At 36.7% G+C, this 26,496-nt stretch carries 26 protein-coding genes; 6 read left to right on the top strand and 20 right to left on the bottom strand.

Going from position 1 to position 26,496, the window contains the following annotated elements; translation table 11 throughout:
• Positions 1 to 140 precede the first annotated feature (140 nt).
• Positions 141 to 1,535 carry a hypothetical protein gene (locus tag J2R98_RS01420; RefSeq protein WP_307065391.1) on the bottom strand — a complete coding sequence of 465 codons (1,395 nt, stop codon included), beginning with the start codon at positions 1,533 to 1,535 and terminating at the stop codon, positions 141 to 143.
• Between the two features lie 148 nt (positions 1,536 to 1,683).
• On the opposite strand from J2R98_RS01420, the gene J2R98_RS01415 reads away from it, so the two are divergent.
• Entirely contained in the window at positions 1,684 to 2,073 is a 390-nt protein-coding gene (locus J2R98_RS01415; RefSeq protein WP_307065389.1) for a DUF7147 family protein, read from the top strand.
• Positions 2,074 to 2,169: 96 nt separating this feature from the next.
• On the opposite strand, the gene J2R98_RS01410 is transcribed toward J2R98_RS01415, so the two are convergent.
• The 3 genes from J2R98_RS01410 to ylbD are packed head-to-tail and all read right to left on the bottom strand — an operon-like array spanning position 2,170 to position 3,369.
• On the bottom strand, positions 2,170 to 2,463 hold the full coding sequence (locus J2R98_RS01410; RefSeq protein WP_307065387.1) for a YlbG family protein: 294 nt from the start codon (positions 2,461 to 2,463) through the stop codon (positions 2,170 to 2,172).
• Positions 2,464 to 2,483: 20 nt separating this feature from the next.
• A complete protein-coding gene (locus tag J2R98_RS01405; RefSeq protein ID WP_307065385.1) occupies positions 2,484 to 2,930 on the bottom strand; it encodes a YlbF/YmcA family competence regulator in 447 nt (148 codons plus the stop codon).
• A gap of 58 nt (positions 2,931 to 2,988) precedes the next feature.
• On the bottom strand, positions 2,989 to 3,369 hold the full coding sequence (gene ylbD, locus J2R98_RS01400) for a spore coat protein YlbD (RefSeq protein WP_307065383.1): 381 nt from the start codon (positions 3,367 to 3,369) through the stop codon (positions 2,989 to 2,991).
• A 211-nt stretch (positions 3,370 to 3,580) separates the two neighbouring features.
• Between ylbD and J2R98_RS01395 the strand changes: the two genes are divergently transcribed.
• The gene (locus J2R98_RS01395) at positions 3,581 to 3,949 is read left to right on the top strand and encodes a YugN family protein (protein ID WP_307065381.1); all 369 of its coding nucleotides are present in this window, start codon (positions 3,581 to 3,583) and stop codon (positions 3,947 to 3,949) included.
• Between the two features lie 192 nt (positions 3,950 to 4,141).
• Positions 4,142 to 5,200, top strand: coding sequence for a sporulation integral membrane protein YtvI (ytvI, locus tag J2R98_RS01390; RefSeq protein ID WP_307065379.1), 1,059 nt, complete (start codon positions 4,142 to 4,144; stop codon positions 5,198 to 5,200).
• Positions 5,201 to 5,287: 87 nt separating this feature from the next.
• Here ytvI and J2R98_RS01385 read toward each other — a convergent pair whose 3' ends face one another.
• From J2R98_RS01385 to cyoE, 12 genes are all read right to left on the bottom strand, one after another.
• Positions 5,288 to 5,743, bottom strand: a complete 456-nt coding sequence (locus tag J2R98_RS01385; protein ID WP_307065378.1) for a DUF420 domain-containing protein — start codon at positions 5,741 to 5,743, stop codon at positions 5,288 to 5,290.
• A gap of 5 nt (positions 5,744 to 5,748) precedes the next feature.
• Positions 5,749 to 6,669, bottom strand: a complete 921-nt coding sequence (ctaG, locus tag J2R98_RS01380; protein ID WP_307065376.1) for a cytochrome c oxidase assembly factor CtaG — start codon at positions 6,667 to 6,669, stop codon at positions 5,749 to 5,751.
• Positions 6,670 to 6,824: 155 nt separating this feature from the next.
• Positions 6,825 to 7,751: an ABC transporter permease gene (locus J2R98_RS01375; RefSeq protein WP_307065374.1), complete on the bottom strand. Its 927-nt coding sequence runs from the start codon at positions 7,749 to 7,751 to the stop codon at positions 6,825 to 6,827.
• Positions 7,752 to 7,762: 11 nt separating this feature from the next.
• Positions 7,763 to 8,764 carry an ABC transporter permease gene (locus tag J2R98_RS01370; protein WP_307065373.1) on the bottom strand — a complete coding sequence of 334 codons (1,002 nt, stop codon included), beginning with the start codon at positions 8,762 to 8,764 and terminating at the stop codon, positions 7,763 to 7,765.
• A 112-nt stretch (positions 8,765 to 8,876) separates the two neighbouring features.
• Positions 8,877 to 10,562 (bottom strand): ABC transporter substrate-binding protein, encoded by a 1,686-nt coding sequence (locus J2R98_RS01365; protein ID WP_307065371.1) that lies wholly within the window; start codon positions 10,560 to 10,562, stop codon positions 8,877 to 8,879.
• Between the two features lie 52 nt (positions 10,563 to 10,614).
• On the bottom strand, positions 10,615 to 11,583 hold the full coding sequence (locus tag J2R98_RS01360) for an ABC transporter ATP-binding protein (RefSeq protein ID WP_307065370.1): 969 nt from the start codon (positions 11,581 to 11,583) through the stop codon (positions 10,615 to 10,617).
• Entirely contained in the window at positions 11,558 to 12,577 is a 1,020-nt protein-coding gene (locus J2R98_RS01355; RefSeq protein ID WP_307065368.1) for an ABC transporter ATP-binding protein, read from the bottom strand. Before J2R98_RS01355 ends, J2R98_RS01360 begins: the two co-directional genes overlap by 26 nt.
• A 301-nt stretch (positions 12,578 to 12,878) precedes the next feature.
• Positions 12,879 to 13,205 carry a cytochrome c oxidase subunit IVB gene (gene ctaF, locus J2R98_RS01350; RefSeq protein ID WP_307065366.1) on the bottom strand — a complete coding sequence of 109 codons (327 nt, stop codon included), beginning with the start codon at positions 13,203 to 13,205 and terminating at the stop codon, positions 12,879 to 12,881.
• Between the two features lie 3 nt (positions 13,206 to 13,208).
• Positions 13,209 to 13,829 (bottom strand): cytochrome (ubi)quinol oxidase subunit III, encoded by a 621-nt coding sequence (locus J2R98_RS01345; RefSeq protein WP_307065364.1) that lies wholly within the window; start codon positions 13,827 to 13,829, stop codon positions 13,209 to 13,211.
• Positions 13,822 to 15,681: a cytochrome c oxidase subunit I gene (gene ctaD, locus J2R98_RS01340; protein ID WP_307065361.1), complete on the bottom strand. Its 1,860-nt coding sequence runs from the start codon at positions 15,679 to 15,681 to the stop codon at positions 13,822 to 13,824. Before ctaD ends, J2R98_RS01345 begins: the two co-directional genes overlap by 8 nt.
• Positions 15,682 to 15,716: 35 nt before the next feature.
• On the bottom strand, positions 15,717 to 16,919 hold the full coding sequence (gene coxB / locus J2R98_RS01335) for a cytochrome c oxidase subunit II (RefSeq protein ID WP_307065359.1): 1,203 nt from the start codon (positions 16,917 to 16,919) through the stop codon (positions 15,717 to 15,719).
• Positions 16,920 to 17,022: 103 nt separating this feature from the next.
• Complete coding sequence (gene cyoE / locus J2R98_RS01330; protein ID WP_307065358.1) at positions 17,023 to 17,961, bottom strand: heme o synthase; 939 nt, start codon at positions 17,959 to 17,961, stop codon at positions 17,023 to 17,025.
• A 346-nt stretch (positions 17,962 to 18,307) separates the two neighbouring features.
• On the opposite strand from cyoE, the gene J2R98_RS01325 reads away from it, so the two are divergent.
• Positions 18,308 to 19,228 carry a COX15/CtaA family protein gene (locus J2R98_RS01325; RefSeq protein WP_307065355.1) on the top strand — a complete coding sequence of 307 codons (921 nt, stop codon included), beginning with the start codon at positions 18,308 to 18,310 and terminating at the stop codon, positions 19,226 to 19,228.
• A 753-nt stretch (positions 19,229 to 19,981) separates the two neighbouring features.
• Here the strand turns inward: J2R98_RS01325 and pyc are convergent.
• The 3 genes from pyc to glsA all read right to left on the bottom strand — a co-directional run bounded on the left by pyc (position 19,982) and on the right by glsA (position 24,945).
• The gene (gene pyc / locus J2R98_RS01320; RefSeq protein WP_307065353.1) at positions 19,982 to 23,425 is read right to left on the bottom strand and encodes a pyruvate carboxylase; all 3,444 of its coding nucleotides are present in this window, start codon (positions 23,423 to 23,425) and stop codon (positions 19,982 to 19,984) included.
• 218 nt (positions 23,426 to 23,643) lie between these two features.
• On the bottom strand, positions 23,644 to 23,931 hold the full coding sequence (locus tag J2R98_RS01315) for an Fpa/YlaN family protein (RefSeq protein ID WP_307065351.1): 288 nt from the start codon (positions 23,929 to 23,931) through the stop codon (positions 23,644 to 23,646).
• Positions 23,932 to 24,015: 84 nt separating this feature from the next.
• A complete protein-coding gene (gene glsA, locus J2R98_RS01310; RefSeq protein ID WP_307065349.1) occupies positions 24,016 to 24,945 on the bottom strand; it encodes a glutaminase A in 930 nt (309 codons plus the stop codon).
• A 110-nt stretch (positions 24,946 to 25,055) separates the two neighbouring features.
• Here glsA and J2R98_RS01305 point away from each other — a divergent pair, with 110 nt between their 5' ends.
• Positions 25,056 to 25,532, top strand: coding sequence for a molybdopterin-binding protein (locus tag J2R98_RS01305; protein WP_307065347.1), 477 nt, complete (start codon positions 25,056 to 25,058; stop codon positions 25,530 to 25,532).
• Positions 25,533 to 25,599: 67 nt separating this feature from the next.
• Complete coding sequence (locus J2R98_RS01300; protein ID WP_307065345.1) at positions 25,600 to 26,199, top strand: YhcN/YlaJ family sporulation lipoprotein; 600 nt, start codon at positions 25,600 to 25,602, stop codon at positions 26,197 to 26,199.
• Between the two features lie 29 nt (positions 26,200 to 26,228).
• On the opposite strand, the gene J2R98_RS01295 is transcribed toward J2R98_RS01300, so the two are convergent.
• Complete coding sequence (locus J2R98_RS01295; RefSeq protein WP_307065342.1) at positions 26,229 to 26,489, bottom strand: YbyB family protein; 261 nt, start codon at positions 26,487 to 26,489, stop codon at positions 26,229 to 26,231.
• Between the last annotated feature and the right edge of the window lie 7 nt (positions 26,490 to 26,496).

The following is a 26,496-nucleotide window of genomic DNA, read 5'->3' as shown; positions in this document are numbered from 1 at the left end:
TTGAGGAAATCCGTTCTATTCGGAGAAGTCTTATCATTCCCCATAAGACCTTCTTCCGGTTTCTCCTCTCCCTTTTTGTACTCTTTGCATAAGCAAAGAGACTTTGGCTCTTTTTCATTCAATTGGAAAAGAGCCATTTTTTATTCTACAATAATCTCCTCATCAGAAAACGTAAAACTTAAATCAAATAAATTTTCTATTACAGAAATATCAACATAAACATCGTTTCCATACTTAAACCACGTATTTAGTTGAACTTCGTATCGTTGATCATTTATTGTATAAACGTTTCGATTAACATAAAACCGATAGCGATCGTTTTCATATTGAACAAACCACTCATCTCTTCCATCAACTTTAAAACCACTAAGTTCTGCTATTTGAATAACATCATCTAAACTCACATAATTATCTTCTTCATTCTTTAATTTAACTGACAAATCAACCTGTTCTTCATTTAAATAAACGGTCCTTGAATCAACTCCAAAAAGAGGTACAAATAAATTAGACTGATGATTTTGCTTAATGAAATCAACTTCATATCCTAATATGTTACTCAACAGTTGATCAATATAGATTGGTAAAGTTTCATTAACCTGTTTTTTATGTTCAACAAGTAAATTAAAAAGATTGTCTTTTTGCTCTTCCGTTAAATGATCATTAAGCTCTTCAACTATTTGTCCACCCTCACCTGCAAAGAAATAATTAGCTAACGCACTCGTCATCCAATTATAATCGTCGCTGTAGCTTGTAGTAATGGATTGTAAATGACTTTTTAACAGTTCCGATTCTAAACCATCAACTTTATCGACTATTACTATTTGATTTAAAGTAATTGGTTCAAGTTGGTCACTGATAATAACTAACCGATCATGAACTAGTTGCTCATATTCAATAAAGTCATCATTAGCTTGACCAGTAAGCTCTTCTGGTTCAAAAGAATATATGCCCGTATCTCCTATTTCTGCTACTAAATATAGGTTCTTATAAACTTTATATAAAGGTAGGTTCTGCTTTCCTTGTAAAAGCCATTCATAATAATGGATTGATTCACGTTCACTTGAGATAATCGGTTTAATTGAACTAAGCCATTTACCTTCTTTATTAGCTGAGAGAGAAACTGTTATTTCTTTATTTACGTCAAGGATTTTTATCGGCTGTAAGTTAACTAGCCAGTCCTGATTATACTCTACACTGGAGATTAAAGGTTTCAATGGCGCTTCATATGTAATCGTTAAATCATTTAGGTTATTTACTCTTAAAGCTTCACCTTCTTCTATTTCACAACCCTCATCATTAACACAAGATAAATCTCTAATATATTGAGGGATATTAGCTTCAAATTCCTCTCCATTTAAACCGTTAATTGTATGCTCTATTGTTAAGTAATCACCTCGCTCCTCTATTGCCACTTGTTCCTCAATCAGTATATGATCAGATTCTGTCGATATATTTTGATGATCCTGCCATTGATAAAACGCTAACAATGTACTTGTAACTAATAAAAATATTAAAATGCCTGTAAGAGCTCTCATTTAAGGCTCTCCTTCTTGTAATTGTAATAATTTTTTCAATTATTTTCGTTATCATTTTACCAAAATCGACATCAAGTTACTATGTTTAATTAACAAAAATTCATTTGCGTGCTAAAGTATTGATGGAGTATACAAAGGAGGATCTGTCATGACACAACATTTTATTAAATTGGGTGAAGGATACGGAGACGTCTATGAATTAATTACACTAATTGATTCAATGCCAAATCGTGTTAAACATTTGTTAGCATTTCATACACATAAACACGGTCAAGATGTTACATCAATTGCTGCTATACTGCACCCTACATCGATTGGCCATTTTCAACCCGTCTACATTTGTTTAGAAGGAATCCCTAAACCTAAAGAAGGTCAAAGTAACGTAAGGTATGATGCTTTTAAGGCAGTTAGTGAAAAAATTGATGTCAATATTATTGAACTTGACGTACAATCATCGACAACTTATTATGATGAAGAATTATTTTATCAACAACTTATTGCCGTATTAAGGTTAAACCATCTGTTGCCACCAATTTAATAAAAAAGAGGCTGAGACAGAACTGATTGTAAAACACAAAACCCGAACGAAATCACCTTTTGACTTCGTTCGGGTTTATCTTTTAGCTTCGCTCCATCAAAATGCTTCACTTTGATAATAGCCTTCCATTTCTGCATCTATATCATTTGTCTTTTCGACCGCCCCTTGATAAGCAGTATCAACATAAGGTTTATATGATAAGTCAACGTTTGTAACGAAATGAAGACGTTCAAGCTGTTCTACAATATTAGATACATCTTCCTGGTTAACATAGATTAAGGCATACTTTTGACGTTTAGATGCGTAAATCACGTGACCGTAACGACGAAGTTTTCTCAACTGTTTTATGTGCTTAAACCAAACTACTATTCCTTGGCGTTTTGTGAACATTGATACCCCTCCATTCTCTACTAGGACGCTTGGCACCCACACTGGCCACCACTACCGCAACCACAACCATCTCCTGTATCTTTAAGTGCTACACCATCTCTTGGAGCTTTAATGTTAGGGCTAATCGATTTAGCGACAATTTCAGATACGTCATCTAATAACATTTGCAGTTGAGTTTCTGTCTGTTTATAGCTAGCCACTGTTTCATGTAAATCTAATTCTCTTTTTAATTGTCTTATTTCTTTCATAATTTTGCTGTAATCTGGATGATAACGACCGAAGCGTTGTACGTCTTCATAATCTTCTTTCATCTGTTGAAAGTCCGTCATAAGACGATTCGCTTCAGGATCATTGTATAGTTGATTTTTATGATTTGTATATATCTCATAGTCTTCTGACTCTTTTATCATTTTACCTAGCTTTTCTGCTTGTTCTAATACTTCTAATACTTCTGTGTTAGCTAGCATGAACACACCTCCATACTTGTATCATAACAAAATCTAATACTTATTACCATTGTTAGAATTAAAATGGAAATCGATTACCTCTATGTGGTGGACGTTTTTTTTGTTGTTGAAATTGATGGCTCAAGTGTTGAATCTGGTCAAGTGCTTTAGATAACTGCCTTAAATTTTTATCAACTTGGTCAACATCAAGGTCAGCTAACTTCTTTACCATTCCTTGAATTTGATCTGAATTAACCGGAAATGCTGATGCGTTTTTATCTTCTTCTAAACTTTGTTCAAATTGGTCCCAAAAGCTTGAATGGTGTCCTTCATCAGTCCAAATATCATATAATTGTTGCCACGTATATTCTTTATTTCTCACTCGTTGGACTAATTCTGGACGATTTTGCACAAACTGTTTAAAGTCCTCTAATTCTTTCGGTAGACGAATATGACTCATACATTTCACTCCTTTAAGAAGATTTGCCCTATAATAAAATACGCTTAGACGTATTAATGAGTTCATTAGAATTCAACTATAATAATATGTTTCCGTGTTAAATTTGAATAAATTGTTACACATCATATATATTTGTACAGAAATAATTGATAAATTAGCGATTTCATAATATGATGAGTTTGATAAGAAGATTTTAGAAGAGGTGAACGAGATGGAAATAACTAAGTTCTCAATCGACGGCGCACAAGTTAAACAACAACCTTTAACTCATGCACTTGAGCAAAACGGGTTTGTTTTAGCTGAACAATGGGATTACGAACGCGTCACATATGATTTAAAAATTAATTCTCCAGAGAAAAACATTACTTATTACTTAAGATTACGCGGAGTAGCAGTTGAGGGTAGTGTCGAAAAAGGATCAGCTTTAATTAAGCTTATGCCACCACTGCTAGGTAAACACTTTTACCCACACGGTGTTGAATACGGTGAACAAGAATTCCCTAACAATGTACATGAACGTGTTGACCGTGTACTTTCAAAAGTCGAAGAAGATTTAAAAGAATTTCAAGACGAAGAATAATAATTAACAAAAAGAAAGGTGACCTTAGTATGACTAGGGTCACCTTTTAAAACAATTACATGTTGTGAGTTTTTTCTAATACAATAGTAGCAGTGTAGTTTGAATTGTCATAATCTTTAGACCCTGTACTATTCAAACCTACAAGACCGTGCTATAGTTATAGTATGTATATGAAAGGGGACTTAAATTGCATTGCTAAAAAATATATCTAAAAAACAGTGGACTATTATATTTACTATTATCATTTTAATTGTGGTTGGGTATTTTATCCTACCTATATCCATTCCACTAATTTTAGCGTTTTTCACTGCTTTGTTTCTTAACCCAATCATTCGCTGGTTTATGCGACGATTTAGGATGAACAGAACAATTGCTGTAACGATTGTTTTCTTAATCTTCTTGTCTATAATCGCAACGATTGGTACATATACAACAACAAAGGCAATCGGCCAAGTTGTTAAAATAACTGAAAACGCACCAGAGTATATTAAAAATGTCGAAACTATATTAATTGAACTTCAAGATGATATAAATGCCTTCACTGAAGATTGGCCAGCCCATTTTGTTCGTGAAGTTGAAGAAACTGCTGCAGAAAATTTAGTGTCTTTAGAAGCACAAATTATGGATTATATCCAAATTGATAATATTGCACAATTCATTTTGAAAATACCAGAGTTTCTCATCAGTTTCATCGTTTATATGATCGCCCTCTTTCTGTTCATGCTTGATCTTCCTAATTTACGAAACAAAATGTATAGCATGATGACAGACCAAACACAAGAAAAGTTCAAGTTTATGAATGCTCGATTAGCTTACGTATTACTCGGGTTTTTAAAAGCACAATTTTTAGTCAGTTTAATTATTTTCACTGTGACCTTAATATCGTTACTATTTATAACTCCAGAAATTGCCTTAGTCATGTCGATTATTATTTGGGCAGTTGATTTAATACCGATTGTCGGCTCTATTATTGTTTTAGCCCCATGGTCGATTTACATGTTCTTAGTTGGCGATATGTTGATGGGTATACAACTTGGTGTATTAGCAATCGTACTATTAACGATTCGTCGTACTATTGAACCAAAAGTGATGGGTCACCATATCGGTTTAAAACCTTTACCAACACTCATTGCAATGTATATCGGTCTACAACTAATCGGTATATTAGGCTTTTTCTTAGGACCAATAGTCGTCATCATATTTAATTCAGCACGAGAAGCTGGCATTATTAAATGGCGAGTTAAATTTTAGCTATTTCCCCTAATTAGTTCAAAACTAATTAGGGGGTTTTTATATAAAAAAACTGTCCAGCGTATTATTACGCTGAACAGGTATAACTTATCCACCAAAAATTGCTCTAAAGACACTCGTGCTATGGCCACCTTCATAAATTACATATAGAAGCAAATAAACAACTACACCTGTAATTGCAGTGAAGAACCAAATAACACTAGTATAAGGCCCAAGTTTACGGTGTTTCTCTATCTTTCGTTTAAATGCTAAATATAACGTAACTAACCCGAAAACACCACCTGTTGTGGCTAAAATAATATGGAATACCATAAAGATTGTGTAGTAAACTTGCATTTCCTCAGGACCGCCAAAGCTTGTATTACCGATAAAAATCGTACGTGATACATAAAGAATAAAAAATGTTAAAGCTGAAATAGCAGCTGCGATCATAACTTTTTTATGTGCAGCATACTTCCCCTTTGAAACTAAATACCAACCAATGGCTACTAAAATAGCACTTATAACAATAAACACTGTACTAATTGTTGGCAAAAACGGCATCTCTCTCATCCTCTCTCTACATAAGGTGTTGCTGTTTGTAGGTCTTGTGGTAACGGATCAATTCCACGCGTCCTTTCACTTCTAAACCAACCATAGAAAATACGTGCAATGATACCACCATATAAGAATTCTTGTGATACTTTCATAATAATTCCTGCTGCCTGCTGGTCATATACGAGTGGCATATTCATAAATACTTGCGGACCACCAAAGCTCATACCTTCTAACACATTGGGTGGAACACATAACGCTAATGCTGTCATGAACGCATCAGGCTCTGAATACGTCGAATATAAAGGTGTGTCAGCGAAAATAATTAAAGCACATGCTGGAGTTAGTAGCATTCCTGCACCATAAATATACAAAATTTTGAATAGTGGTTTAACAACCATTTGTTCTTTAATCGGTGTAAAGATCGGCCACCACATACAAAATGCAAAAATGAACAACACCATCGTTGCAGGCCAATGAATTAAGTTGCTCGTTTTCGTAAAGTCAAGAACGAACGGAACATGATATAACGAAAAAAGTACATTAAATGACACTAGCGCTAAAATCGGTCTTGTGAATAATTTCAAAAAGTGACCGACAATCGGTGTCTTAAACACTTTCCTCCACCACTCTAGCGGAATTCCTTTAATGACAAGTATAGGTACTAATAAATAAAAGACAGCCATTTGGGCCATATGTGCCATTAAAATAATATGTGATAATAAATAGACAGGCGAGCCTTTCGTAATGTAAAAGAGTATTAATGCTGAATACATTGAAATCTTTTGACCTTTAGTAGGTCCTTCGCTTAGACCCGCCTTATGTTTTAACGGTCCAGTAAATAAGTAATATAGTAAAATTAAAAGTAAAGTAATAACAATAATCTCAGGATTCCACAATGCCCTGAAACCGAAAATTTGTATTTTATCCCACATAGTCCTTCACCTCTGATGGTTACAACGTTTATTTCAAACACTAGTATACATGATTTTGTACAAAAGCTCGACTATTTAAAAGAACGTTAATAAAATTGTTGAAAATAAAAAACCGTAGCGTTTGATTTTCAAACACTACGGTTACACGATATGATTTAATTTTTCATTTTCGGATCAAGTGCATCTCGTAAACCATCACCGATTAAGTTAAATCCTAATACGACTAACATAATGGATACACCTGGATAAATTAAAGTCCAAGGTGCTAACTGAATGAAAGCACGTGAGTCAGCAAGCATTTTCCCCCACTCCGGTGTTGGTGGCTGAGCTCCTAACCCTAAAAATCCTAATGCCGCAGCCTCTAAAATAGCTGTACCGAAACCTAATGTCGCCTGAACAATAATTGGCGCCAAGCTGTTAGGTAGTATGTGGTGAACTAATATACGACCACGTTTCATACCTTGTGCCCTCGCTGCCATTATATACTCTTCTTCCCTCAAACTGATTACTTTCGAACGCACAATTCGCCCAAATATAGGTATGTTAATAATTGCAATTGCAATTAAAGCATTTTGCAAAGAAGCACCTAAAATTGCTACAACAGCAATCGCAAGAAGTATACTAGGAAATGCTAACAAAATATCAAAGATTCTTGAGATTAACATATCTACCCAACGGCCATAATAGCCCGAAACGATCCCAAGAATAGTACCAAAGATTAAGGCTCCTGTTACTGCAAAAAAACCAACCATTAATGATATCCTTGCACCATAAGCAATCCTCGTTAATATATCTCTTCCTAAATGGTCCGTTCCTAACCAATGTTCAGCAGAAGATCCTTGTAAACGATTGACAGGATTCGTCTCAGCAAAGTCATAAGGCGATATTATTGGTGCAAATGCACCCAACATAATAAAAAATAAGATAATAAAAAATCCTGTAATCGCTAAGGGGCTTTTTTTAAGTTGTCGAAAGGCATCTTTCCAAGGTGATACTGCCTCTACCTCTTCCGAATCGTAATAGTTACTGTTGGGGTTTTTATTATATTGGTCTATTTGTTGTTTTTGATCTTTAGTTTCCATAGATAATCCCCCTAATATTTAATCCTTGGGTCAATATATGCATAGAGTAAATCAACAATTAAGTTGATCATAACGAATATAAAGGCAATGACAAGAATTCCAGATTGAATGACTGGATAATCTCGGTGGTTAATTCCTTCATACACGTAACGGCCAACCCCAGGCCAACTAAAGATGGTTTCTGTTAATATAGCTCCACCTAATAAAACCCCAGTTTGTAAACCGATTACGGTCAATACAGGAATTGTTGCATTTCTTAAAGCGTGCTTATAAATGACTAAAAATTGACCTGACCCTTTTGCACGAACTGTACGAATGTAGTCAGACTTCATGACTTCAAGCATACTTGAACGTGTCATACGAGCAATAATCGCCATAGGTATTGTTCCTAGTGCAACAGCTGGTAAAACTAAGTGACTTAACACTGTTAACGTTCGATCAAAATCTAGATGCAGTAATGAATCGAGCACATAAAAATGAGTAATCGGTTCAATTTGATCTGTACTTGATTGTCTACCAGATGATGGTAACCAGCCAAGTTCTTGTGCAAAAATCCACTGTTCCATTAATGCTAACCAGAACACAGGCATTGAAACACCAATTAGAGCAACAACCATAGCAGTAATGTCAACCCAAGTGTTTTGTTTCCATGCACTTAAAATTCCTGCATTAATTCCAACGATAATTGCAAAAATCATAGCAAAAATAGTTAATTCGAAAGTTGCGGCAACTCGAGGTAAGATTTCAGAGCTAATCTCACCTTTAGTTCGTAATGATGTACCTAAATCACCTTGTAACAAATCAGCTAAATATAGCCCGTATTGAACAAAATATGGTTGGTCAATACCCATTGTAGCTTCAAGGTCTTGAATAGCTTGTTCAGTTGCCGTCTCCCCTAAGATAACTTGTGCTGGGTTACCCGGTATTAAGTGAACAACTGAGAAAACAATTAATGTCATCCCTAAAAGGACTGGTATTAACATGAGTAGGCGACGGATTGTATAGGCTAACATGTTTTCACCTCAGTTCTATTAATCTATGTAGTATATAGCCTGTAAAGCATTAATAGTTATGTTCTAAATATAGAGGGTAGTAGAGGCTTCTCTACTACCCTCCTCTTAAATATTAATCTAATTCAACTTCTGCTAAAGACTCACTCGTAGAAGGGTGAGGCACATAGTTCTGAACGTTGCTTAATGAAGCAAGTACTGGCTCAGAGTGTACTAAAGGAATCATCGGTGAATCTTCATAGATGAGCGCTTGAGCTTCCTTATAAAGTTCTGCACGCTCATCTTGGTCAACAGCTCTTTTCGCTGCATCTAATAACTCATCTACTTCATCGTTTTGATAGAAAGTACGGTTACTTGCACCAGCATTATCACCGTGCAGTAAACTACTTAAGAAGTAGTCAGGGTCACCGTTAGTACCTGACCAACCTAACATAAATAGTTCGTGTTCACCTTGTTGAGTACGCTCTAAGTAAGGTGCCCACTCTTCAGTAACAATATTGGCTGTAATACCAATTTGTGCTAAATCAGCCTGAACTATTACTGCAACTGTTTCAGGATCTGGCATATATGGACGAGCAACAGGCATAGTCCATAAATCAATTTCAAAACCGTCAGCATAACCAGCTTCTTCTAATAACTCAGCAGATCGATCTAAATCAAATTCATATACATCTAGATCATCATTAAACCCTAAGTAACCTGGTGGTACTGGGTTAACAGCAGGAATCGCATAACCAGCATATAATGCTTCTGCGATTTGTTCTCTGTCAATCGCATGGTTGATTGCTTGACGCACTAATGGATCATTGATTGGTTCTTTTTCCGTTTGGAAACCTAAGTAACCAAAGTTATTCGCAGCACGAGTATAAAGAATTGTTTCTTCGTCAGAATCAATACCAGCTGCAGCATCAGGATTTAAACCATCCATGATGTGAATTTCACCTGAATTTAAAGCAATTAGACGTGAAGAGTTATCAGGAATCACTTCAAAGATAACTCCATCTAACTTAGGTAAACCGTCTACACGGTAATCTTCATATGCTTCTAAAACGATTTGGTCATCACGAGACCAGCTTACGAACTTGAATGGACCAGTTCCAACTGGGTTCTCATTAATTTCAGGACCATACTCCTCTAAAGCTGCAGGAGAAGTAATCGCAAAGTAGCTCATAGCCATATTTTGTAAGAAGAAACCTAATGGTTCATTTAATACAAATTCAACTTCATAATCACCATTTACATTAACTTCACTAATAACGTGGCCATCATCGCCATGGAAGCCACCGAACATTATTCCATACATAGTGTATGCATAATTATCATCTTCAAAGCTATAAGTATCGTCTGCACCAGACCAACGCTCATAGTTTATTTTGACAGCTTCAGCGTTAAAATCTGTACCATCGTGGAATGTAACACCTTCCTCTAAGTAGAAAGTGTATGTTAAACCATCGTCACTTACATTCCAGTCGTGAGCCAATCCTGGTTTTATTTCAAATGAATCTTCTTCGAAATCTAGTAAACTCTCATAAATTTGTTTAGTAACACGAGATGACTCACCATCTGTAGTACTTGCAAAGTCTAAACTTTCTGAATCACCACCACGAGCATAAACAAGTATGTCGTCGCCATCTGTTTCAACTTCAGCGCCGTCATCCTCATCCTGCTCATCTTCCTCACTTGTTTCGTCATCCGAACCTGTATCTGATTCAGATGCATCGTCACCATCATCGCCACATGCTGCTAAAAGCATGACAAAAGCGATTAACATGGCTAGTAAAAATGAGTACTTAAGCTTCATAAAACTTACCCCCTAAAATATTTTATATAGATAACATTCGGTACATATCACTTTAGTCATATAAGTGACATGCAACGTAATGTTGATCACTATCCTCTTTGAACTCTGGTATTACCTCGCTACAAACATCCATCGCAACAGGACAACGTGTGTGAAAAGGACACCCAGTAGGTGGATTAGAAGGACTTGGAACATCGCCTTCTAAAATAACTCGATCACCTATCACATCTGGATCGGCTACTGGCACAGCTGATAGCAATGCTTGTGTATATGGATGTTTAGGATTTTCATAAAGTTCATCCTTATCAGCTAGTTCTACCAATTTCCCTAAATACATAACACCTACACGATCACTAATATGTTTCACAACACTTAAATCGTGTGCAATAAATATATAGGTTAAGTTAAATTCATCACGTAAATCTGACATTAAATTTAAAATTTGTGACTGTACTGATACATCTAAAGCTGAAACAGGTTCATCACAAATAATTAACTTAGGGTTATTAGCTAAAGCTCGTGCAATCCCTATTCTTTGTCTCTGTCCTCCACTAAATTGGTGAGGATATCTTGATGCATGAAATGGTCTAAGTCCGACAACTTCAAGTAATTCCTTTACACGTTTCTTTCGTTCCTCAGACGACTTCATACCATGTACAAATAGAGGCTCGCCAACTATTTTCTCTACAGTATGTCTTGGATTCAAAGAAGCATAAGGATCTTGGAAAATGATTTGCATGTCTCTTCTAAGTTTTCTCATAGATTCATCATCTAATTGAGTGATATCTTGATCCTCGAATTTGACTTCACCTTCTGTTGGTTCAATTAGTCGTAACAGTGCTTTACCTGTGGTAGATTTACCACAACCAGACTCACCAACAATTCCTAATATTTCACCTTCGTTAACTGTAAATGTTACATCATCAACTGCTTTAACTTCTCCAACTTTACGGCCAAATACGCCACCTTTTACATCAAAGTACTTTTTTAAGTTGTTAACTTCTAAGATCGGATTCGACATGTGAGCCTGCCTCCTGTTCTTCGTTGTCATCATATAAAAAGCAACGACTTCTTCTCTCCACATCTGTTTCATATAATTCCGGGTCATCTGAAAAGCATCTGTCAAATGTATATTCACAACGCGGGGCGAAACGGCACCCTACGTGTTCCATTGAAACCTTCGGAACTGTACCAGGAATTGAGTATAGTTTTTGTTCTTTTTCATGTATTTTTGGTAAAGAACGAATAAGACCCTTAGTATAAGGGTGTTTAGGATCTTTTAAAATCTCTCGTACTGAACCTTCTTCTACTACTTGACCAGCATACATAACAACGACTCGGTCGCACATTTCAGCTACGATACCTAAATCATGTGTAATAAGTAAAATACCTGTATTATGCTCTTTGTTTAAACCTCTCATTAAGTCTAAAATTTGAGCTTGAATAGTCACATCTAAAGCTGTGGTAGGTTCATCAGCAATTAACACTTCAGGATCACACGACATTGCCATTGCAATCATAACTCTTTGACGCATCCCACCAGACAATTGGTGAGGATACTCATCGACGACTTCTGAAGGTCTTGGTATACCTACTAGATTTAACATGTCAATCGCTTTACGTTTTGCTTCTTTCTTAGACATTTTTCGGTGCATTCTAATTGCTTCAATCAATTGATTACCAATTGTATATAAAGGATCTAATGAGGTCATAGGCTCTTGGAAAATCATAGATATTTCATTTCCACGAACTTGCCTCATTCTTTTTTCAGTAGCTTGAGCTAAATTCTCGCCTTTAAAATTAATTTGACCACTTACAATTTTCCCTGGGGGACTTGGTACGAGTTGCATAATCGATAAGGATGTAACACTCTTACCACACCCTGATTCACCAACTACTCCGACAACCTCACCTTTATGTACTTTAAAGCTCACTCCATCAACTGCTGGTATTTCACCGGAGTCCGTGAAAAAATGAGTATGTAAATCTTCTAACTCTAGTATGACATCTGACATAGTTGCTCCCCCTTAAATGCTTTTCTTGTCGAAAATACTGAAATAAACCAAAATTTATAATTTTCATAATTCTTTATGTTACTTAATATACTTAATCTCATTAAAATAATCAAGGAAATTTTATGAAAAAACACCTATTTCACTTTTTTATATTCTCTTGAATAGGTATTTATGCCTTAAGCAACCAATAAAAAAAGAGTGTCAAAAAATATTGACACTCTTTTCCTCATTAGCAGACTAATTATTACTATAAATACAAAAGATTAGAAAAAAGCTCAGGCATTTGCCTGAGCTTTAGAAATTACCACCATACAATGATCGTTAAGGCTAAAATAGTTAATACTGCTGCGAATACACCTGAATAAATCATTGCAGCAGGCCACTCGTGCCCTTCTTCTGCCATATGCATAAAATAATACAGCTGAAATAAGACCTGTACGGCTGCTAATACTAAAATAATTGGAATCGTAAACATCGCATCAACTTCTGCCATAACTAAACCAAACGCTAACATTGTGAAAGCAATCATCATTGCAAAAGTGATGACTTGATGTTTCATTTGTTCCCTATGCTTTTTCTTATAAAACTGCTTCTTCTGCGTTTGCGCGGAATTGGTGTTATCTGCCATTATTTAGCCCACCTTTCCCATTAGGTATACAACTGTAAAGATGAAGACCCATACAACGTCAATGAAGTGCCAGTATAATGATGCAATATAGAACTTTGGAGCGTTGTATAAGTTTAATCCACGTTTATGGTTACGAATCATTAACGAAATGATCCAAACTAGACCAAACGCAACGTGTGCACCGTGGAAACCAACTAATGAATAGAAGGCTGTACTGAATGCTGACGTTGTAAAGCCAAAGCCATAATCATTAACGTAATGAACGAACTCGTAGATCTCTAACCCTAAGAATGCAAAACCTAATAAGACTGTAATTCCAAGCCATAGCTGCATCTTCTTAAAGTCATTATTCTTCATATGATACATTGCGTATACGCTTGTTAATGAACTTGTTAATAGGATAACCGTCATTAAGAAAACTAACCCTAAACCGAAGATTTCTTGACCAGTTGGTCCGTCAACCGTTGAGTTTCTTAATGCTAAATACGTACCAAATAAACTTGCGAATAATACAGTTTCTCCGCCTAGGAAGAACCAAAAGCCCATAAACTTATTACGGCCTTCAAGGGTGGCTCTTTCAGGGTTTTCTGGCAGATTACCTGATTTAAGAACGTCTTCAGCCATTAGAACCATCCCCCTCTTCTTCTTCTAATTCTTCTTTGTGCACATGATAACCAATATCATCTTTCACTGAACGGTATAACATAGCACCTGCAGTAATTCCGAAACCGATTGCTGCTAAGATCCACATAGCACCTTGGTACATAACACCAAAACCAGCAATGAATAGACCTAATGAAATAACAAACGGTACGAATGATCTATTAGGCATGTGGATGTCACCTAAAGGCTCTGCAGGTTGGATTTTTCCATTACCTTGCATTTTTTCTACCCATAGTGCATCTAATCCACGTACTAATGGTTCTTGTTTAAAGTTATAGAATGGTGGAGGTGATGGAATAGCCCATTCTAGTGTACGAGCGTCCCATGGATCTCCTGATACTTTTTCACCTTTCATTTGGGTCATAACAACGTTGATTAAGAAGATAATCGTACCAATTGCCATTCCGAAAGCACCAATAGTACTAATTAAGTTAAATAAATCTAGTCCTTGGTCCGGTAAGAACTTCCAATAACGACGAGGCATACCCATTAAGCCTAAGAAGTGCTGGAAGAAGAATGTTAAATGGAAACCAATAAAGAATAACCAGAAGAACCAGTGGTTAAGCTTCTCATTTAGCATTGTACCGAACATTTTCGGCCACCAGTAAATAATACCTGCAAATATACCAAGTACCGTACCACCTACAATGACATAGTGGAAGTGTGCAACTACGAAATACGTATCGTGGTATTGGAAGTCAGCTGCAGCTGATGCAAGCATTACACCTGTCATACCACCAATTGTAAATGTTGGAACGAAACCAAGTGCAAATACCATTGGCGATGTTAATCTTATATTTCCGCCCCACATTGTAAATAACCAGTTAAAGATCTTTATACCTGTAGGAACGGCAATCGCCATGGTGGCTACTGCGAAAATAGAGTTCGCAATCGGACCTAAACCTACTGTAAACATGTGGTGAGCCCATACCATGAAACCTAAGAATGCAATTAGGATTGTCGCAAATACCATGGATGAATATCCAAACAAACGCTTTTTAGAGAATGTTGGAATAATCTCACTGAACACTCCAAATGCCGGTAAAATTAGAATGTATACTTCTGGGTGTCCGAAGATCCAGAATAAGTGCTCCCAAATAATAACGTTACCACCCATTTCTGGGTCAAAGAAGTTACCTCCAAATAAACGGTCAAACGTTAATAGGAACAGACCAACTGTTAAAGCTGGGAATGCAAATAAAATAAGTACACTTGCAATAAATGAAGTCCATGTAAACAATGGCATACGCATGTAAGTCATACCAGGCGCACGCATGTTAACAACTGTTACGATAAAGTTAATACCACCCATTAATGTACCAAAGCCTGTAATCTGTAAACCAATTGCATAATAATCTACACCATGGCTTTCAGAGAATAATGATAGTGGTGCATATGCTGTCCAACCAACATCAGGTGCTCCTCCTGCGAACCAAGAGACATTTAAGAAAATACCTCCAAAGAAGAACAACCAGAAACCTAACGAGTTAATAAATGGGAACGCAACGTCACGCGCTCCAATTTGTAGTGGCAGTACAGCGTTCATGAGCGCAAAGATCAACGGCATCGCGGCAAGGAAGATCATCGTCGTTCCATGCATCGTCAACACTTCGTTGTAAAATTGCGCTGAGATAAATTCATTATCTGGTGCAATTAGCTGGATACGAATTAACATCGCTTGTAGTCCACCAAGGATAAAGAAGAACAGTCCTGCTACTAAATATAGAATCGCAATTTTTTTGTGGTCGACTGTTGTTAAATAATCCCATAAGACGGACCCAAAGCCAGCTTTCTTTTCTGCTGTCGTGCTCACGCTTGTAACCTCCCTTAATCAATAGTGCTTAAATATTATTCATCATCATTTTCTTCTTCTGTTTCTTCATCTACCTCTTCTGAATCCTCTTCAGACTCTTCATCAGCGTCTTCTTCCTCTTCAGGGAATAGATCACTTAAGTCTGAATCAATGTAAACGCCATTGTCAGCACTTTCAGGCGTTACATCACTTGGACTTAAAGTCATTAAGTATTCAATAACTTGATTGATTTCTTCTTCGTCTAAGTCGTAAGGTGCGTTAACCATTAAGTTACCTGGTTTCATTTCTTCACCTTTTGTATTGATCCATTCAAATAAGTTTTCTTCTGTCATATCAAATACGCCAGCTAACTTATCTCGGTCAGCAAAGTTCGTTAAGTTTGGTCCAACTTTGTTTGGAGAAGAACCGACTGCGTGACAAGATAAGCAGTTATCTTGATAAATTTCTTGACCTGCTTGTGCTGTAGCCGTTTCAGGCTCTTCTTCACCTGTCACACCTTGCATGTCTTCAACCCACTCTTCAAACTCTCCTGGACTTACTGCTATCACTTTGAAGTCCATTAATGAGTGAGATGGGCCACATAATTCAGCACATTTACCCCAGTAAACGCCTTCTTCGTCTGCTTGTAGCCACATTTCATTGCGGTTACCTGTAGGGTTGACGTCCATTTTACCTTGGATTGATGGAACCCAAAATGAGTGGATTACATCATCAGAAATCATTGATAAGTATACGCGACGGTCAGTTGGGATGTAGATCTCTTGGCTTGTAGTTATGTCTAAACCTTCATATTCGAAATGCCACCAGTATTGTTTACCAGTTACATCGATCCAAATTTGATCTAACTCTTCTCCCTCTTCGTTTACTTCCGGAGTGTTTACATCAGCGAAAGCAAACGTGTACTGAACGGTTGGCACTGCTAGAATTAATAGTAAAATAATAGGAATGACAGTCCATAAAGTCTCTAACGCATGACTTCCTTCCGTCTGTTTAGGAATGAAATCTTCTTGTCCCTTTTTCTGACGGAACTTAATTACTACGTATATGTAGATTGCCATTACAACTACAAATACGAATAACATAATGACTGTACTTAGAATAATTAATTCTAATAACATGGCAGCACCTTCACCACTAGGTTGTAGTGTACTCAAGAATGGTTCACCACACCCTGAAAGGATTAGGGCCATTACAGTTAAAGCCATTACTGCCTTAAACCGAGTCATCCAGCCTTTCATTTTCTCGATACCTCTCTTTCTCTTAGTTCATTGTTGTTATGCATAAAGCATATTGTATTCATTAATTAAGAAAAAGTAAAAAGTATGCTTCTTCTTAATTGAATCACAGAAATGATGGGATTGTTGCAACAACCAATCCAATGAAAAACAGTGTTAAATAATTTAGTGAATAAATAAACATCCATTTTGCCCATTGATCATCATCATTCATTTTAAAACCGTAAGCAGCTAATGCTAACCACCCGACATTTAATAATGTGGCAAAAATGATGAATGCCAAACCGAGTGAAAAGAAATAAAACGGTAGTGGTAATAAACAAATAGTATATATGAACATCTGTCGTTTTGTAATGCCATTACCATGAACAGATGGTAACATTGGGATGTTTGCTTTTGAATATTCATCTTTCTTACGAATAGCAAGTGCCAAAAAGTGTGGCGTTTGCCATAAGAACATAATCAAAAATAATACAAATGCAGCCGGATGTAAAGTGCTATCAACTGCTGCCCAACCAATCAAAGGTGGTGCAGCTCCAGAAAAACTACCAACTACTGTATTAATTGTATATTTTCTCTTTGACCACATTGTATACAACAATACATAGAATACCCAACCAATAAAACCAAACAATGCTGCTATTGGTGAAGCAAAATATAATGTGATCAACCCTATAATTGTAAATGCAGCACCAAGTCCTAATATTACAGGTAAAGGTATAGTCCCCGTTATTGTTGGACGTGCTTTCGTTCTAGACATCTTAAAATCAATATCTCGATCGTAATAGTTGTTAATAACACATCCGCCAGCTATAACTAAAGCAGTTCCCAGCATAACAAGCACAAATGATTGCCAATGATTCAGTGGGCTTTGGTTTGTGAAATATAATGCTAACCAAAAACCAGCAAATGTTGTCATTAAATTAGAATTGATAATACCAATTTTAATTAATGCAAGAAAATCAGTCCATAACGTTTTTAGATTGGTTTGAGGACTATCCACTATCTTTATTGTTGTCGTTCCAAAAGAGCGAGGCTCACTCATACTGTTTCGACCTTCCTCTCAGCCATATATAATCAAGTCATATTTTGTAGAAATTTAAATTTTATTTACATAGACATTGTACCATGTAATTACCTACACATCTATTTAATCATATAAAAAGGATTAAGTTGTGAAGAATATGTGAAAAAAATGTGAGAAATATATTCAAAGAATAAATTAGCATATTTCTGTCATTTATGTAACTATAAATCAACTTTTCTCAATTAAATCTTTCTCTTTCAATTAATTGTTATAAATTTGTAACGAAATATATTTTCGGTTATAGTCATTCTATATTAAGATGTATAGAGAAGCTTCTCAGGCAAAGGTGAGGTGTAAATAAAAAATGAAAAAAATATTCCACCCAAAAGTTACTGCAATCGTATCAGTAATCTCTATGCTGTTCGTTTTAGTCGGAGGAGCTCTTGTAACCAAGACTGGCTCAGGTTTAGGCTGCGGTCGAAGTTGGCCATTATGCCATGGACAAATTATCCCTTCTAATATAAATTTAGAACTTATTATTGAGTACAGTCACCGTTTAGTGTCTGGTTTAGCGATTATTATTATTCTGTTATTATCCTATCAAGCTTGGAAACATTTCCGTCATGTAAGAGAAACAAAGTTTTTAATAATCGTTACGTTAATTTTCATTGTGATCCAATCACTATTGGGTGCAGGAGCTGTTTTATTTGAACAATCTGACTTAATAAAAGCATTACACTTTGGTATATCATTAATTTCGTTTGCGTCAGTATTTTTATTAGCTACTATTATCTTTAACTTAGATAAAACATTTAATACCGCTACAATAAACATACCAAAAAGTATTAGAATTCATTTTTATAGTTTGTTTGTTTATACGTTAATAGTCGTCTATACGGGTGCATTAGTAAGACATAAACAATCAAGCTTAGTCTGTGGTGGTTGGCCATTTTGTTCTAATGATCAACCTTTCAATATTGGAGCTTATTCACTCGAACAAGCAATTCAAATGGGTCATAGAGTATTAGCTGGAGTCCTATTTATTTGGGTAATTGGGTTATTGATTCACATATATAAGAATCATCGCCATGAAAAGTTCCTTGTTAGAGGTTGGCTAATCGCAACACTATTAATCTTTGCTCAAGTTGTTCTTGGAGCATTGATCATTATTACTATCTTAAATCCTGTAATTGCTCTAATGCACGCTATTATGATTTCACTTTTCTTCGCATTATTATGTTACTTCATTATGCTTGCATTAAGAGTTGTTAAAAAAGAAAAATAGTATTTTGCAAGGTGAGGTTGGGACCAAACTAAGCATTAATGCACAAAACCCGAACGAAATCATGTATTGACTTCGTTCGGGTTTATTTTTTATCACCGCTTCATCGAAATGCTTCGCTTTTACCCACAGGGCACAAGGGCAACATCTGCTCAAGCATCCTACGGTCGCTTGTCGCATTGTTTTCTATGCCAGGGCGGCTGGTGAGCCAAGCTACTACTTCGAGTAATCTTCTTGTGCTTTGCACCGAGGAAGCCTGCTTCGAAGATTAGCTAGAAGACGCAGGTGCATCCGCGGGGTCTCACCCTGGCCTTTGCCATGACGACCTGGACGGTCTAAATTTTGGGGTGCAGCACCTTAAGAGCACTCCTTATTTATGCCATGTGTCCTTGTACATGTTTCTTGGTTAAAGCACAGAGTTGGTATCAGGTGAGGAGCGAAGGTGGCGACGCCTGCGGGAACAGCACGTGACTCGAGACCCCACAGGCCCCGTTTTTGGGCCGAGGAGGCTCAAGCCGTGCCCCTGCATAGAAAACACCGTGATAAACGACCGTAAGGGAGTTTGAGCGGATGTTGCACTTGTACCCTGTGGGTGCAAGCGTCCACCGAGAGCGGATCACATGATACCAACGGTTCAGGTAAAAGACACACACCCTTTACAGTAATTTAAAAATTGTACAGCTACCCCAACAAATATTTTAGAGCGTTTTTTCATAATAAACACCAACCAGTTTAAACTGGTTGGTGTTTAACAAATTATTCAACCTCTATGAGTAAATCTCCTGTTTCTAACGCTTCTCCATCTCGAACATGGATTTGTTTAACTTTCCCATCAAATGGCGCTTGGATCGTCGTCTCCATTTTCATTGATTCTGTAATCATAAGGTGATCATTTTTCTTAACTTGTTCACCTTCTTTTACTAATACGTTAACGACTGTTCCAGGCATTGATGCACCAATATGGGACGGGTTTTGATCATCTGCTTTTACTCGACTAGAAGTAACATCTTGTACACTTTCATCGCGGACGATCACCTCACGCGGCTGACCATTTAGCTCGAAATAAACGACACGCGTTCCATCTTTTTGGGCTTCGCCAACTGAAACGAGCTTGACCATTAGCGTCTTACCTTGCTCTATTTCAACAGCAATTTCTTCACCTAACCTTAAACCGTGTAAAAATGCTGGTGTATCTAATACAGAAACATCTCCATATTGATCCACAAACTTCTGATAGTCTAGAAACACTTTTGGATACAGAGCGTAAGAAATAATTTCATAAGGCGTTACTTGACGCTCTAACTTTTCGTAAAGTTGTTCTTTCAATGCTTCAAAGTTCACAGGCTTCAATTCTACACCTGGCCTTGTTTCGATCGCTTGACGTCCTTTTAAAATAATACGCTGTAGTTGTTTCGGGAATCCTTGGTACGGCTGTCCAATATAACCTTGGAAAAACTCGACAACGGAATCAGGGAAATCCAGTGACTCACCTTTCTCATAAACATCATCAACAGTTAAGTCATTTTGCACCATAAATAACGCCATATCACCAACAATTTTGGATGAAGGAGTTACCTTAACAACATCACCAAACATATCGTTTACCGTACGATACATTTCTTTTACTTCATCCCAACGTTCACCTAGTCCAACTGCTTTCGCTTGTTGTTGCAAGTTACTATATTGGCCACCAGGCATCTCGTGAAAATACACTTCAGGGTGTGGCGCATTCATACCACTTTCAAAGTTATTATAATATTGACGAACATCTTCCCAATAACGAGCAAGTAAATTATACGATTCAATATCGACTTGTGGTTGTCGTTCGTTATTTTCTAATGCGTAATATAAGCTATTCGCACTCGGTTGTGACGTATTACCAGCCATAGAACTAGCCGCAACATCCACTGCATCAACTCCAGCTTCAACTGCTCTAGCATACATCATGATCCCATTACCACTTGTGTCATGCGTGTGTAGATGGATCGGGATTGAAATCTCTTCCTTTAATGCTTTAATTAGCTTGTAAGCCGCTTCTGGTTTTAGTAAACCAGCCATATCTTTAATGCCTAAAATATGTGCTCCACACGCTTCAAGCTCTTTAGCCATTCTGACATAATAGTCTAAATCATACTTATCACGCTTAGAGTCTAAAATGTCACCTGTATAACAAATCGATGCTTCTGCAACTTTATTTTGTTTACGAACAGCCTCAATTGCAGGTTTCATACCTTCAATCCAATTTAAGCTATCGAAAATTCTAAATACGTCTATGCCTGCTTCTGCACTCTTCTCTACGAAGTCTTCAATGACGTTGTCTGGATAGTTTTTATAACCTACCGCATTACTCGCGCGTAATAACATTTGGAACAATACATTTGGCATCTTTTTACGTAAAGTTTGCAGACGCTCCCACGGGTCTTCTTTTAAGAAGCGATATGATACATCGAAAGTCGCACCGCCCCACATCTCTACAGAGAATAAGTTTGGCAACAGTTTTGCTGTAGGTTCTGCAACTTTATATAAGTCTTTCGAACGGACACGTGTCGCTAATAGTGATTGGTGCGCATCACGGAATGTCGTATCCGTTAATAACACTTCTTTTTGCTCTTTAAGCCAATCTGCGACCGCCTCAGGTCCTTTTTCATCTAATAATTGTTTCGTCCCATAATCAAACTGAGAATGTTTCCCTACTTCTGGCAACCTTGGTTCTGGATATAGTGGTTTTTTCTCAACGCCAGTTGCAGCAGGACTATTAACCGTCGTATAACCTAGATATGATAATAATTTTGTACCACGGTCGTGTCTTTTAGGAAATACAAACAATTCTGGCGTTGAGTCAATGAACGTCGTATTGTAAGAGCCATTAATAAAGTCGTTGTGTAAAATAACATTTTCTAAAAACGGAATATTCGTCTTAATTCCACGAATTCTAAACTCTTTTAAGTTACGTACCATTTTGTGAGCAGCTTGTTCGAACGTTAAAGCCCATGTAGAAACTTTAACTAATAACGAATCATAGTGTGGCGAAATAACAGCCCCTTGGAAACCATTACCTGCATCTAGACGAACACCGAAGCCACCACCAGTACGATAAGCCATAATTTTACCTGTGTCTGGCATAAAGCTGTTAAGTGGATCCTCTGTTGTTACACGTGATTGAATGGCATAACCATGTGTCATCATGTCTTCTTGCACAGGGATTCCTACTTCATGACTATGTAGCGTATGCCCCATTGCAATACGAATTTGTGACTGAACAATGTCAATACCCGTGATCATTTCAGTGATTGTGTGCTCTACTTGTACACGCGGGTTGACTTCAATAAAAAAGAACTCATCTTCTGTGACAAGGAATTCTACAGTCCCTGCATTTATATAATCTACTGACTCCATAAGTTTGACAGCTGCATCACAAATTTCTTCACGTTGCTGTTCATCTAAAGAAATACTTGGCGCGATTTCTACTACTTTTTGATGTCTTCTTTGGACGGAACAGTCTCTTTCATATAAGTGAACGATATTACCTTCATTGTCACCTAAAATTTGAACCTCTATATGTTTCGGTTTTTCAACTAATTTCTCAACATAAACTTCATCATTACCAAAAGCAGCTTTCGCTTCTGACTTCGCACGTTCATATGAGTCTTTTAACGAACTGCTTGAACGGACTATGCGCATACCACGACCGCCACCACCTAAGGCAGCTTTAATCATAATTGGTAAACCGTGTTGATCAACAAATTGTTCTACTTCATCTAAAGACGATACAGGTCCATCTGTTCCTGGAATGACTGGAATGTCAGCTCTGACCGCCGCTTCACGTGCTCTTACTTTGTCACCGAACGTATGAAGCATATCACTTGAAGGTCCAATAAACGTAATACCTTCTTCTTCACATCGCTTTGCGAATTCAATATTTTCTGATAAAAATCCATAACCTGGGTGAATCGCATCAACTTCTACTTCTTTAGCTAATTCAATTATTCCTTCAATGTCTAAGTAAGCATCGATTGGTTTTTTACCTTGACCAATTAAGTAAGATTCATCTGCCTTATAGCGGTGATAAGAGCCAGTGTCTTCTTCAGAATAAATGGCAACCGTACGAATGTTCATTTCAGTACAGGCTCTAAAGACACGAATCGCAATTTCACCGCGATTAGCAACTAATACTTTGTTAAATGGTTTGATTTCTGTCATGTTAAAACCTCCATTCGTGTAATTCCACACCCACAAAATATAATTCTACATTTTTTAACAAATTCCTTCACAAAAATGAATAATCATTCACTATTATTGTCTGAATATTTTTTAGATTACAATAAAATGTGGTTTTTGTCTAATTTTATCATTGCACTTTATTGTTCACTCAAATAAAAAAACTCAAACTAATGATTTGTTCATCAGTTTGAGTTGACTTATGATTTTTGAGCTTGTGCAGCTTCATGTAACGCGCTTAATTCTCGTTCTAAATTTTCCATAATTTCTTTGCCTGTCTCTTCTTTAATTAAATTTAGACGGACGGCGAAATTAATCTCACGAGAAAGTCCAAACATCTGTGTATCTAAAACCTCTTCATAAAGAGGACATTGAGGCATCGTTAAATTATCCATTTGCACTTTAATCAGTTGTAATATTTTATCCGCATCTGCCTTTAAGAGGGCGAGTGCTTGTTCATTTTCTTCAAGCGCTACATTCGATGACATGAGAATTCCCCCTCACCTATTAATCCTATCTATTTTATTATACTATCTTGTAACTAACTAAAATGCAAATCATCTAATTGTTTTTTAAAAAATTGACCAATGCTTCTCTTCTGCTAATTTTTCTAATAAGCGTATACCAACTACACTATTCCCTTGTTCATCTAAAGCTGGACCAAATACAGCAATCCCGCCTTCTTCTTTAATTACCCCCATAATCGCTCCTGAAACACCGCTTTTTGCCGGAATTCCGACATTTATTGCAAACGTTCCAGAATAATCATACATACCACACGTAACCATAAATGTTTTACAAATTCGTGCAACAGTTAAAGGGATTAATGGCTTAAGAGTTACCGGATCCCTACCATCATTTGCAAAAACAGCCGCTACACGTGCGAGCTGCTTGACGTTCATTTTTATCGCACATTGCCTCGTATAAACATCCATTAACTCTTCTATACTACCCGTAATAATTCCATTTTGCTTCATAAAATAAGCCAAAGATCGATTTAAAAATGCTGTTTCCATTTCAGATTTAGCTACTTTCTCATCATATGAAATCGAATCATCATCACATAACCTTCTAACTAGTGCTAATAATTCACTCACCATTTCATCTGAGTCACGACCTCTAATCATATTCGTAACTGATAAAGCCCCAGCATTAATCATCGGGTTCAAAGGGATTCCTGGGTCTTCTAGTTCTAATTTTCTTATGGAATAAAAAGGATCACTCGATGGCTCTTTCCCCACTCTAGAAAAAACTGCATTTTCACCATGTTGAATTAAGGCCAACGCTAAAGATAACACTTTCGATATACTTTGAATCGTAAATGTGTATTCAAATTGTCCTGCTGTGTAACACTCACCTTTTAATGCATAAAAAGCAGCCGCATTTATTTCAGGTTGCTGATTAGCGAGTGCTGGAATATAATCAGCTACTTCACCGTTATTCGCGTAAATACGCACATGCTCAAGCCAATATTCTAAGTCTTTTTCTGTCATAAGTGACATTATCATCTCTCCTTAATGCATTTATCACTATTTTTCGATATAATTTATAATGCATGTTAAAATTTATTTACTTGTTATAAGTATTTTCCTAGAAAGAGGTGTCCTAAAATATGATCGTACAAATTCAAGGTAATGTTGGGTTTCCTATTACATTAGATCCAACTGTATGGATATTTGATGATCGCAAAATTGAATTGAATGAGGCTTTCGGTGTATCAGAAGACGTAAACTCTGAGAGTGACCAACAACAAGTGTGGGACCGTAATGAGTATCAGCAAAAGTTAAGGCCCCCTGTAAATCAAAGCGTTACTCGATACAACCGAAAAAAAGTATTAGAAAACAGTTATGTAATGCCGCTACATCACTTTCTGAAAAATTCTGAACCAAGTGATGATGCTAAACAAGCGATTTTACATACAACTGAAGGTGATGAAACAATTTCATTTGAACAGTTAGAACAATCGTATTTATTATTCTCACTTGATGGAAAACCATTAACAGAAGATGGCCCAATTCACGTCATTTTAAATGATGGTTCCAATAAAGATGCACCTTACAAAGGTGTTGAAAAAATCTCCATCGTATAATTAACTATATTTACTAATCATAAAAACTCTTTTTTACCGGAAAATAAGGTAAAAAGGAGTTTTCTTTATGCGATACAAACTTTTAACGATTACCGCTTTATCATTATTACTGGTGACGGCTTGTGCTCAACAAGGGCAAAATAATCAAAATCTAAATGATGACCTTAATAATGACCATATTCTACAAGTTCAAGATTCAGAAATTGAACAAAATCGCCAACACACTAACATGGAGGCAGCGGAACGTTTATCACAAATTGCTTCCGATGTGAATGAAGTACAACGTGCGACAGCCGTAGTTTTCGGGTCGTATACAGTCGTTGGGATCGATGTGACTGACGACTTAGATCGCTCACGCGTAGGAAGTGTGAAATATACAGTTGCTGAAGCGATTAAGGACGACCCATACGGTCATTATGCTTTCGTGATGGCAGATGGCGATATCGTTTCACGTTTAAATGAAATTAACAGAGGAATTCAAGAAGGTCGTGCAAGACACGTTATTGTCGACGAAATTGCTAACTTAGTCGGGCGTTATGTTCCTGAAACCCCTCCAACTGAACAACGTCCTGCTGCACCTTATGAGGAAAGAATTGAAAATGAACAAGAACGACAAGAACAAGAATTAGATCATGAAGTAGATCCTGAAGAAATTGAATCTAATTAGTTAAAAAAGCTCCCAATGATGGGAGCTTTTTAATTCTCTGCTTTTACTTCATTATAATATTGAACGCCAAACTGCGAACCTTCAGCAACCATCTCAGAGTTTTCTATGTCATCTAACTCAGGGTTTCCTGCTTCTTCTATAGGCAAATTAGTATCATTACCATTAAACGACTCTTTAACTTGTTTCACTTTCTGCTTTATTTCATTACGTCTGTTCTCATCAATTAGTACGTATGATGTCAATGCTGCTCCTGCAGCGATCACTGATGATAAAATGAGTTTCTTAGCCATATCAATG

It is taken from the genome of Alkalibacillus filiformis (assembly GCF_030814115.1).
In the GTDB taxonomy this organism is placed as follows: domain Bacteria; phylum Bacillota; class Bacilli; order Bacillales; family Alkalibacillaceae; genus Alkalibacillus; species Alkalibacillus filiformis.
This window is presented reverse-complemented; position numbering and strand designations above follow the sequence as displayed.

What these genes read in the sequence shown, in the direction of transcription:
- pyc (WP_307065353.1), bottom strand. Translation starts at nt 23,425, where the DNA reads ATGACAGAAATCAAACCATTTAACAAAGTATTAGTTGCTAATCGCGGT.
- J2R98_RS01420 (WP_307065391.1), bottom strand. Translation starts at nt 1,535, where the DNA reads ATGAGAGCTCTTACAGGCATTTTAATATTTTTATTAGTTACAAGTACA.
- J2R98_RS01300 (WP_307065345.1), top strand. Translation starts at nt 25,600, where the DNA reads ATGCGATACAAACTTTTAACGATTACCGCTTTATCATTATTACTGGTG.
- J2R98_RS01405 (WP_307065385.1), bottom strand. Translation starts at nt 2,930, where the DNA reads ATGCTAGCTAACACAGAAGTATTAGAAGTATTAGAACAAGCAGAAAAG.
- J2R98_RS01370 (WP_307065373.1), bottom strand. Translation starts at nt 8,764, where the DNA reads ATGTTAGCCTATACAATCCGTCGCCTACTCATGTTAATACCAGTCCTT.
- J2R98_RS01385 (WP_307065378.1), bottom strand. Translation starts at nt 5,743, where the DNA reads ATGCCGTTTTTGCCAACAATTAGTACAGTGTTTATTGTTATAAGTGCT.
- ctaF (WP_307065366.1), bottom strand. Translation starts at nt 13,205, where the DNA reads ATGGCAGATAACACCAATTCCGCGCAAACGCAGAAGAAGCAGTTTTAT.
- J2R98_RS01365 (WP_307065371.1), bottom strand. Translation starts at nt 10,562, where the DNA reads ATGAAGCTTAAGTACTCATTTTTACTAGCCATGTTAATCGCTTTTGTC.
- J2R98_RS01375 (WP_307065374.1), bottom strand. Translation starts at nt 7,751, where the DNA reads ATGGAAACTAAAGATCAAAAACAACAAATAGACCAATATAATAAAAAC.
- J2R98_RS01305 (WP_307065347.1), top strand. Translation starts at nt 25,056, where the DNA reads ATGATCGTACAAATTCAAGGTAATGTTGGGTTTCCTATTACATTAGAT.
- J2R98_RS01315 (WP_307065351.1), bottom strand. Translation starts at nt 23,931, where the DNA reads ATGTCATCGAATGTAGCGCTTGAAGAAAATGAACAAGCACTCGCCCTC.
- coxB (WP_307065359.1), bottom strand. Translation starts at nt 16,919, where the DNA reads ATGAAAGGCTGGATGACTCGGTTTAAGGCAGTAATGGCTTTAACTGTA.
- J2R98_RS01325 (WP_307065355.1), top strand. Translation starts at nt 18,308, where the DNA reads ATGAAAAAAATATTCCACCCAAAAGTTACTGCAATCGTATCAGTAATC.
- J2R98_RS01360 (WP_307065370.1), bottom strand. Translation starts at nt 11,583, where the DNA reads ATGTCGAATCCGATCTTAGAAGTTAACAACTTAAAAAAGTACTTTGAT.
- J2R98_RS01415 (WP_307065389.1), top strand. Translation starts at nt 1,684, where the DNA reads ATGACACAACATTTTATTAAATTGGGTGAAGGATACGGAGACGTCTAT.
- J2R98_RS01345 (WP_307065364.1), bottom strand. Translation starts at nt 13,829, where the DNA reads ATGGCTGAAGACGTTCTTAAATCAGGTAATCTGCCAGAAAACCCTGAA.
- cyoE (WP_307065358.1), bottom strand. Translation starts at nt 17,961, where the DNA reads ATGAGTGAGCCTCGCTCTTTTGGAACGACAACAATAAAGATAGTGGAT.
- glsA (WP_307065349.1), bottom strand. Translation starts at nt 24,945, where the DNA reads ATGTCACTTATGACAGAAAAAGACTTAGAATATTGGCTTGAGCATGTG.
- J2R98_RS01395 (WP_307065381.1), top strand. Translation starts at nt 3,581, where the DNA reads ATGGAAATAACTAAGTTCTCAATCGACGGCGCACAAGTTAAACAACAA.
- J2R98_RS01410 (WP_307065387.1), bottom strand. Translation starts at nt 2,463, where the DNA reads ATGTTCACAAAACGCCAAGGAATAGTAGTTTGGTTTAAGCACATAAAA.
- J2R98_RS01355 (WP_307065368.1), bottom strand. Translation starts at nt 12,577, where the DNA reads ATGTCAGATGTCATACTAGAGTTAGAAGATTTACATACTCATTTTTTC.
- ylbD (WP_307065383.1), bottom strand. Translation starts at nt 3,369, where the DNA reads ATGAGTCATATTCGTCTACCGAAAGAATTAGAGGACTTTAAACAGTTT.
- ctaG (WP_307065376.1), bottom strand. Translation starts at nt 6,669, where the DNA reads ATGTGGGATAAAATACAAATTTTCGGTTTCAGGGCATTGTGGAATCCT.
- J2R98_RS01295 (WP_307065342.1), bottom strand. Translation starts at nt 26,489, where the DNA reads ATGGCTAAGAAACTCATTTTATCATCAGTGATCGCTGCAGGAGCAGCA.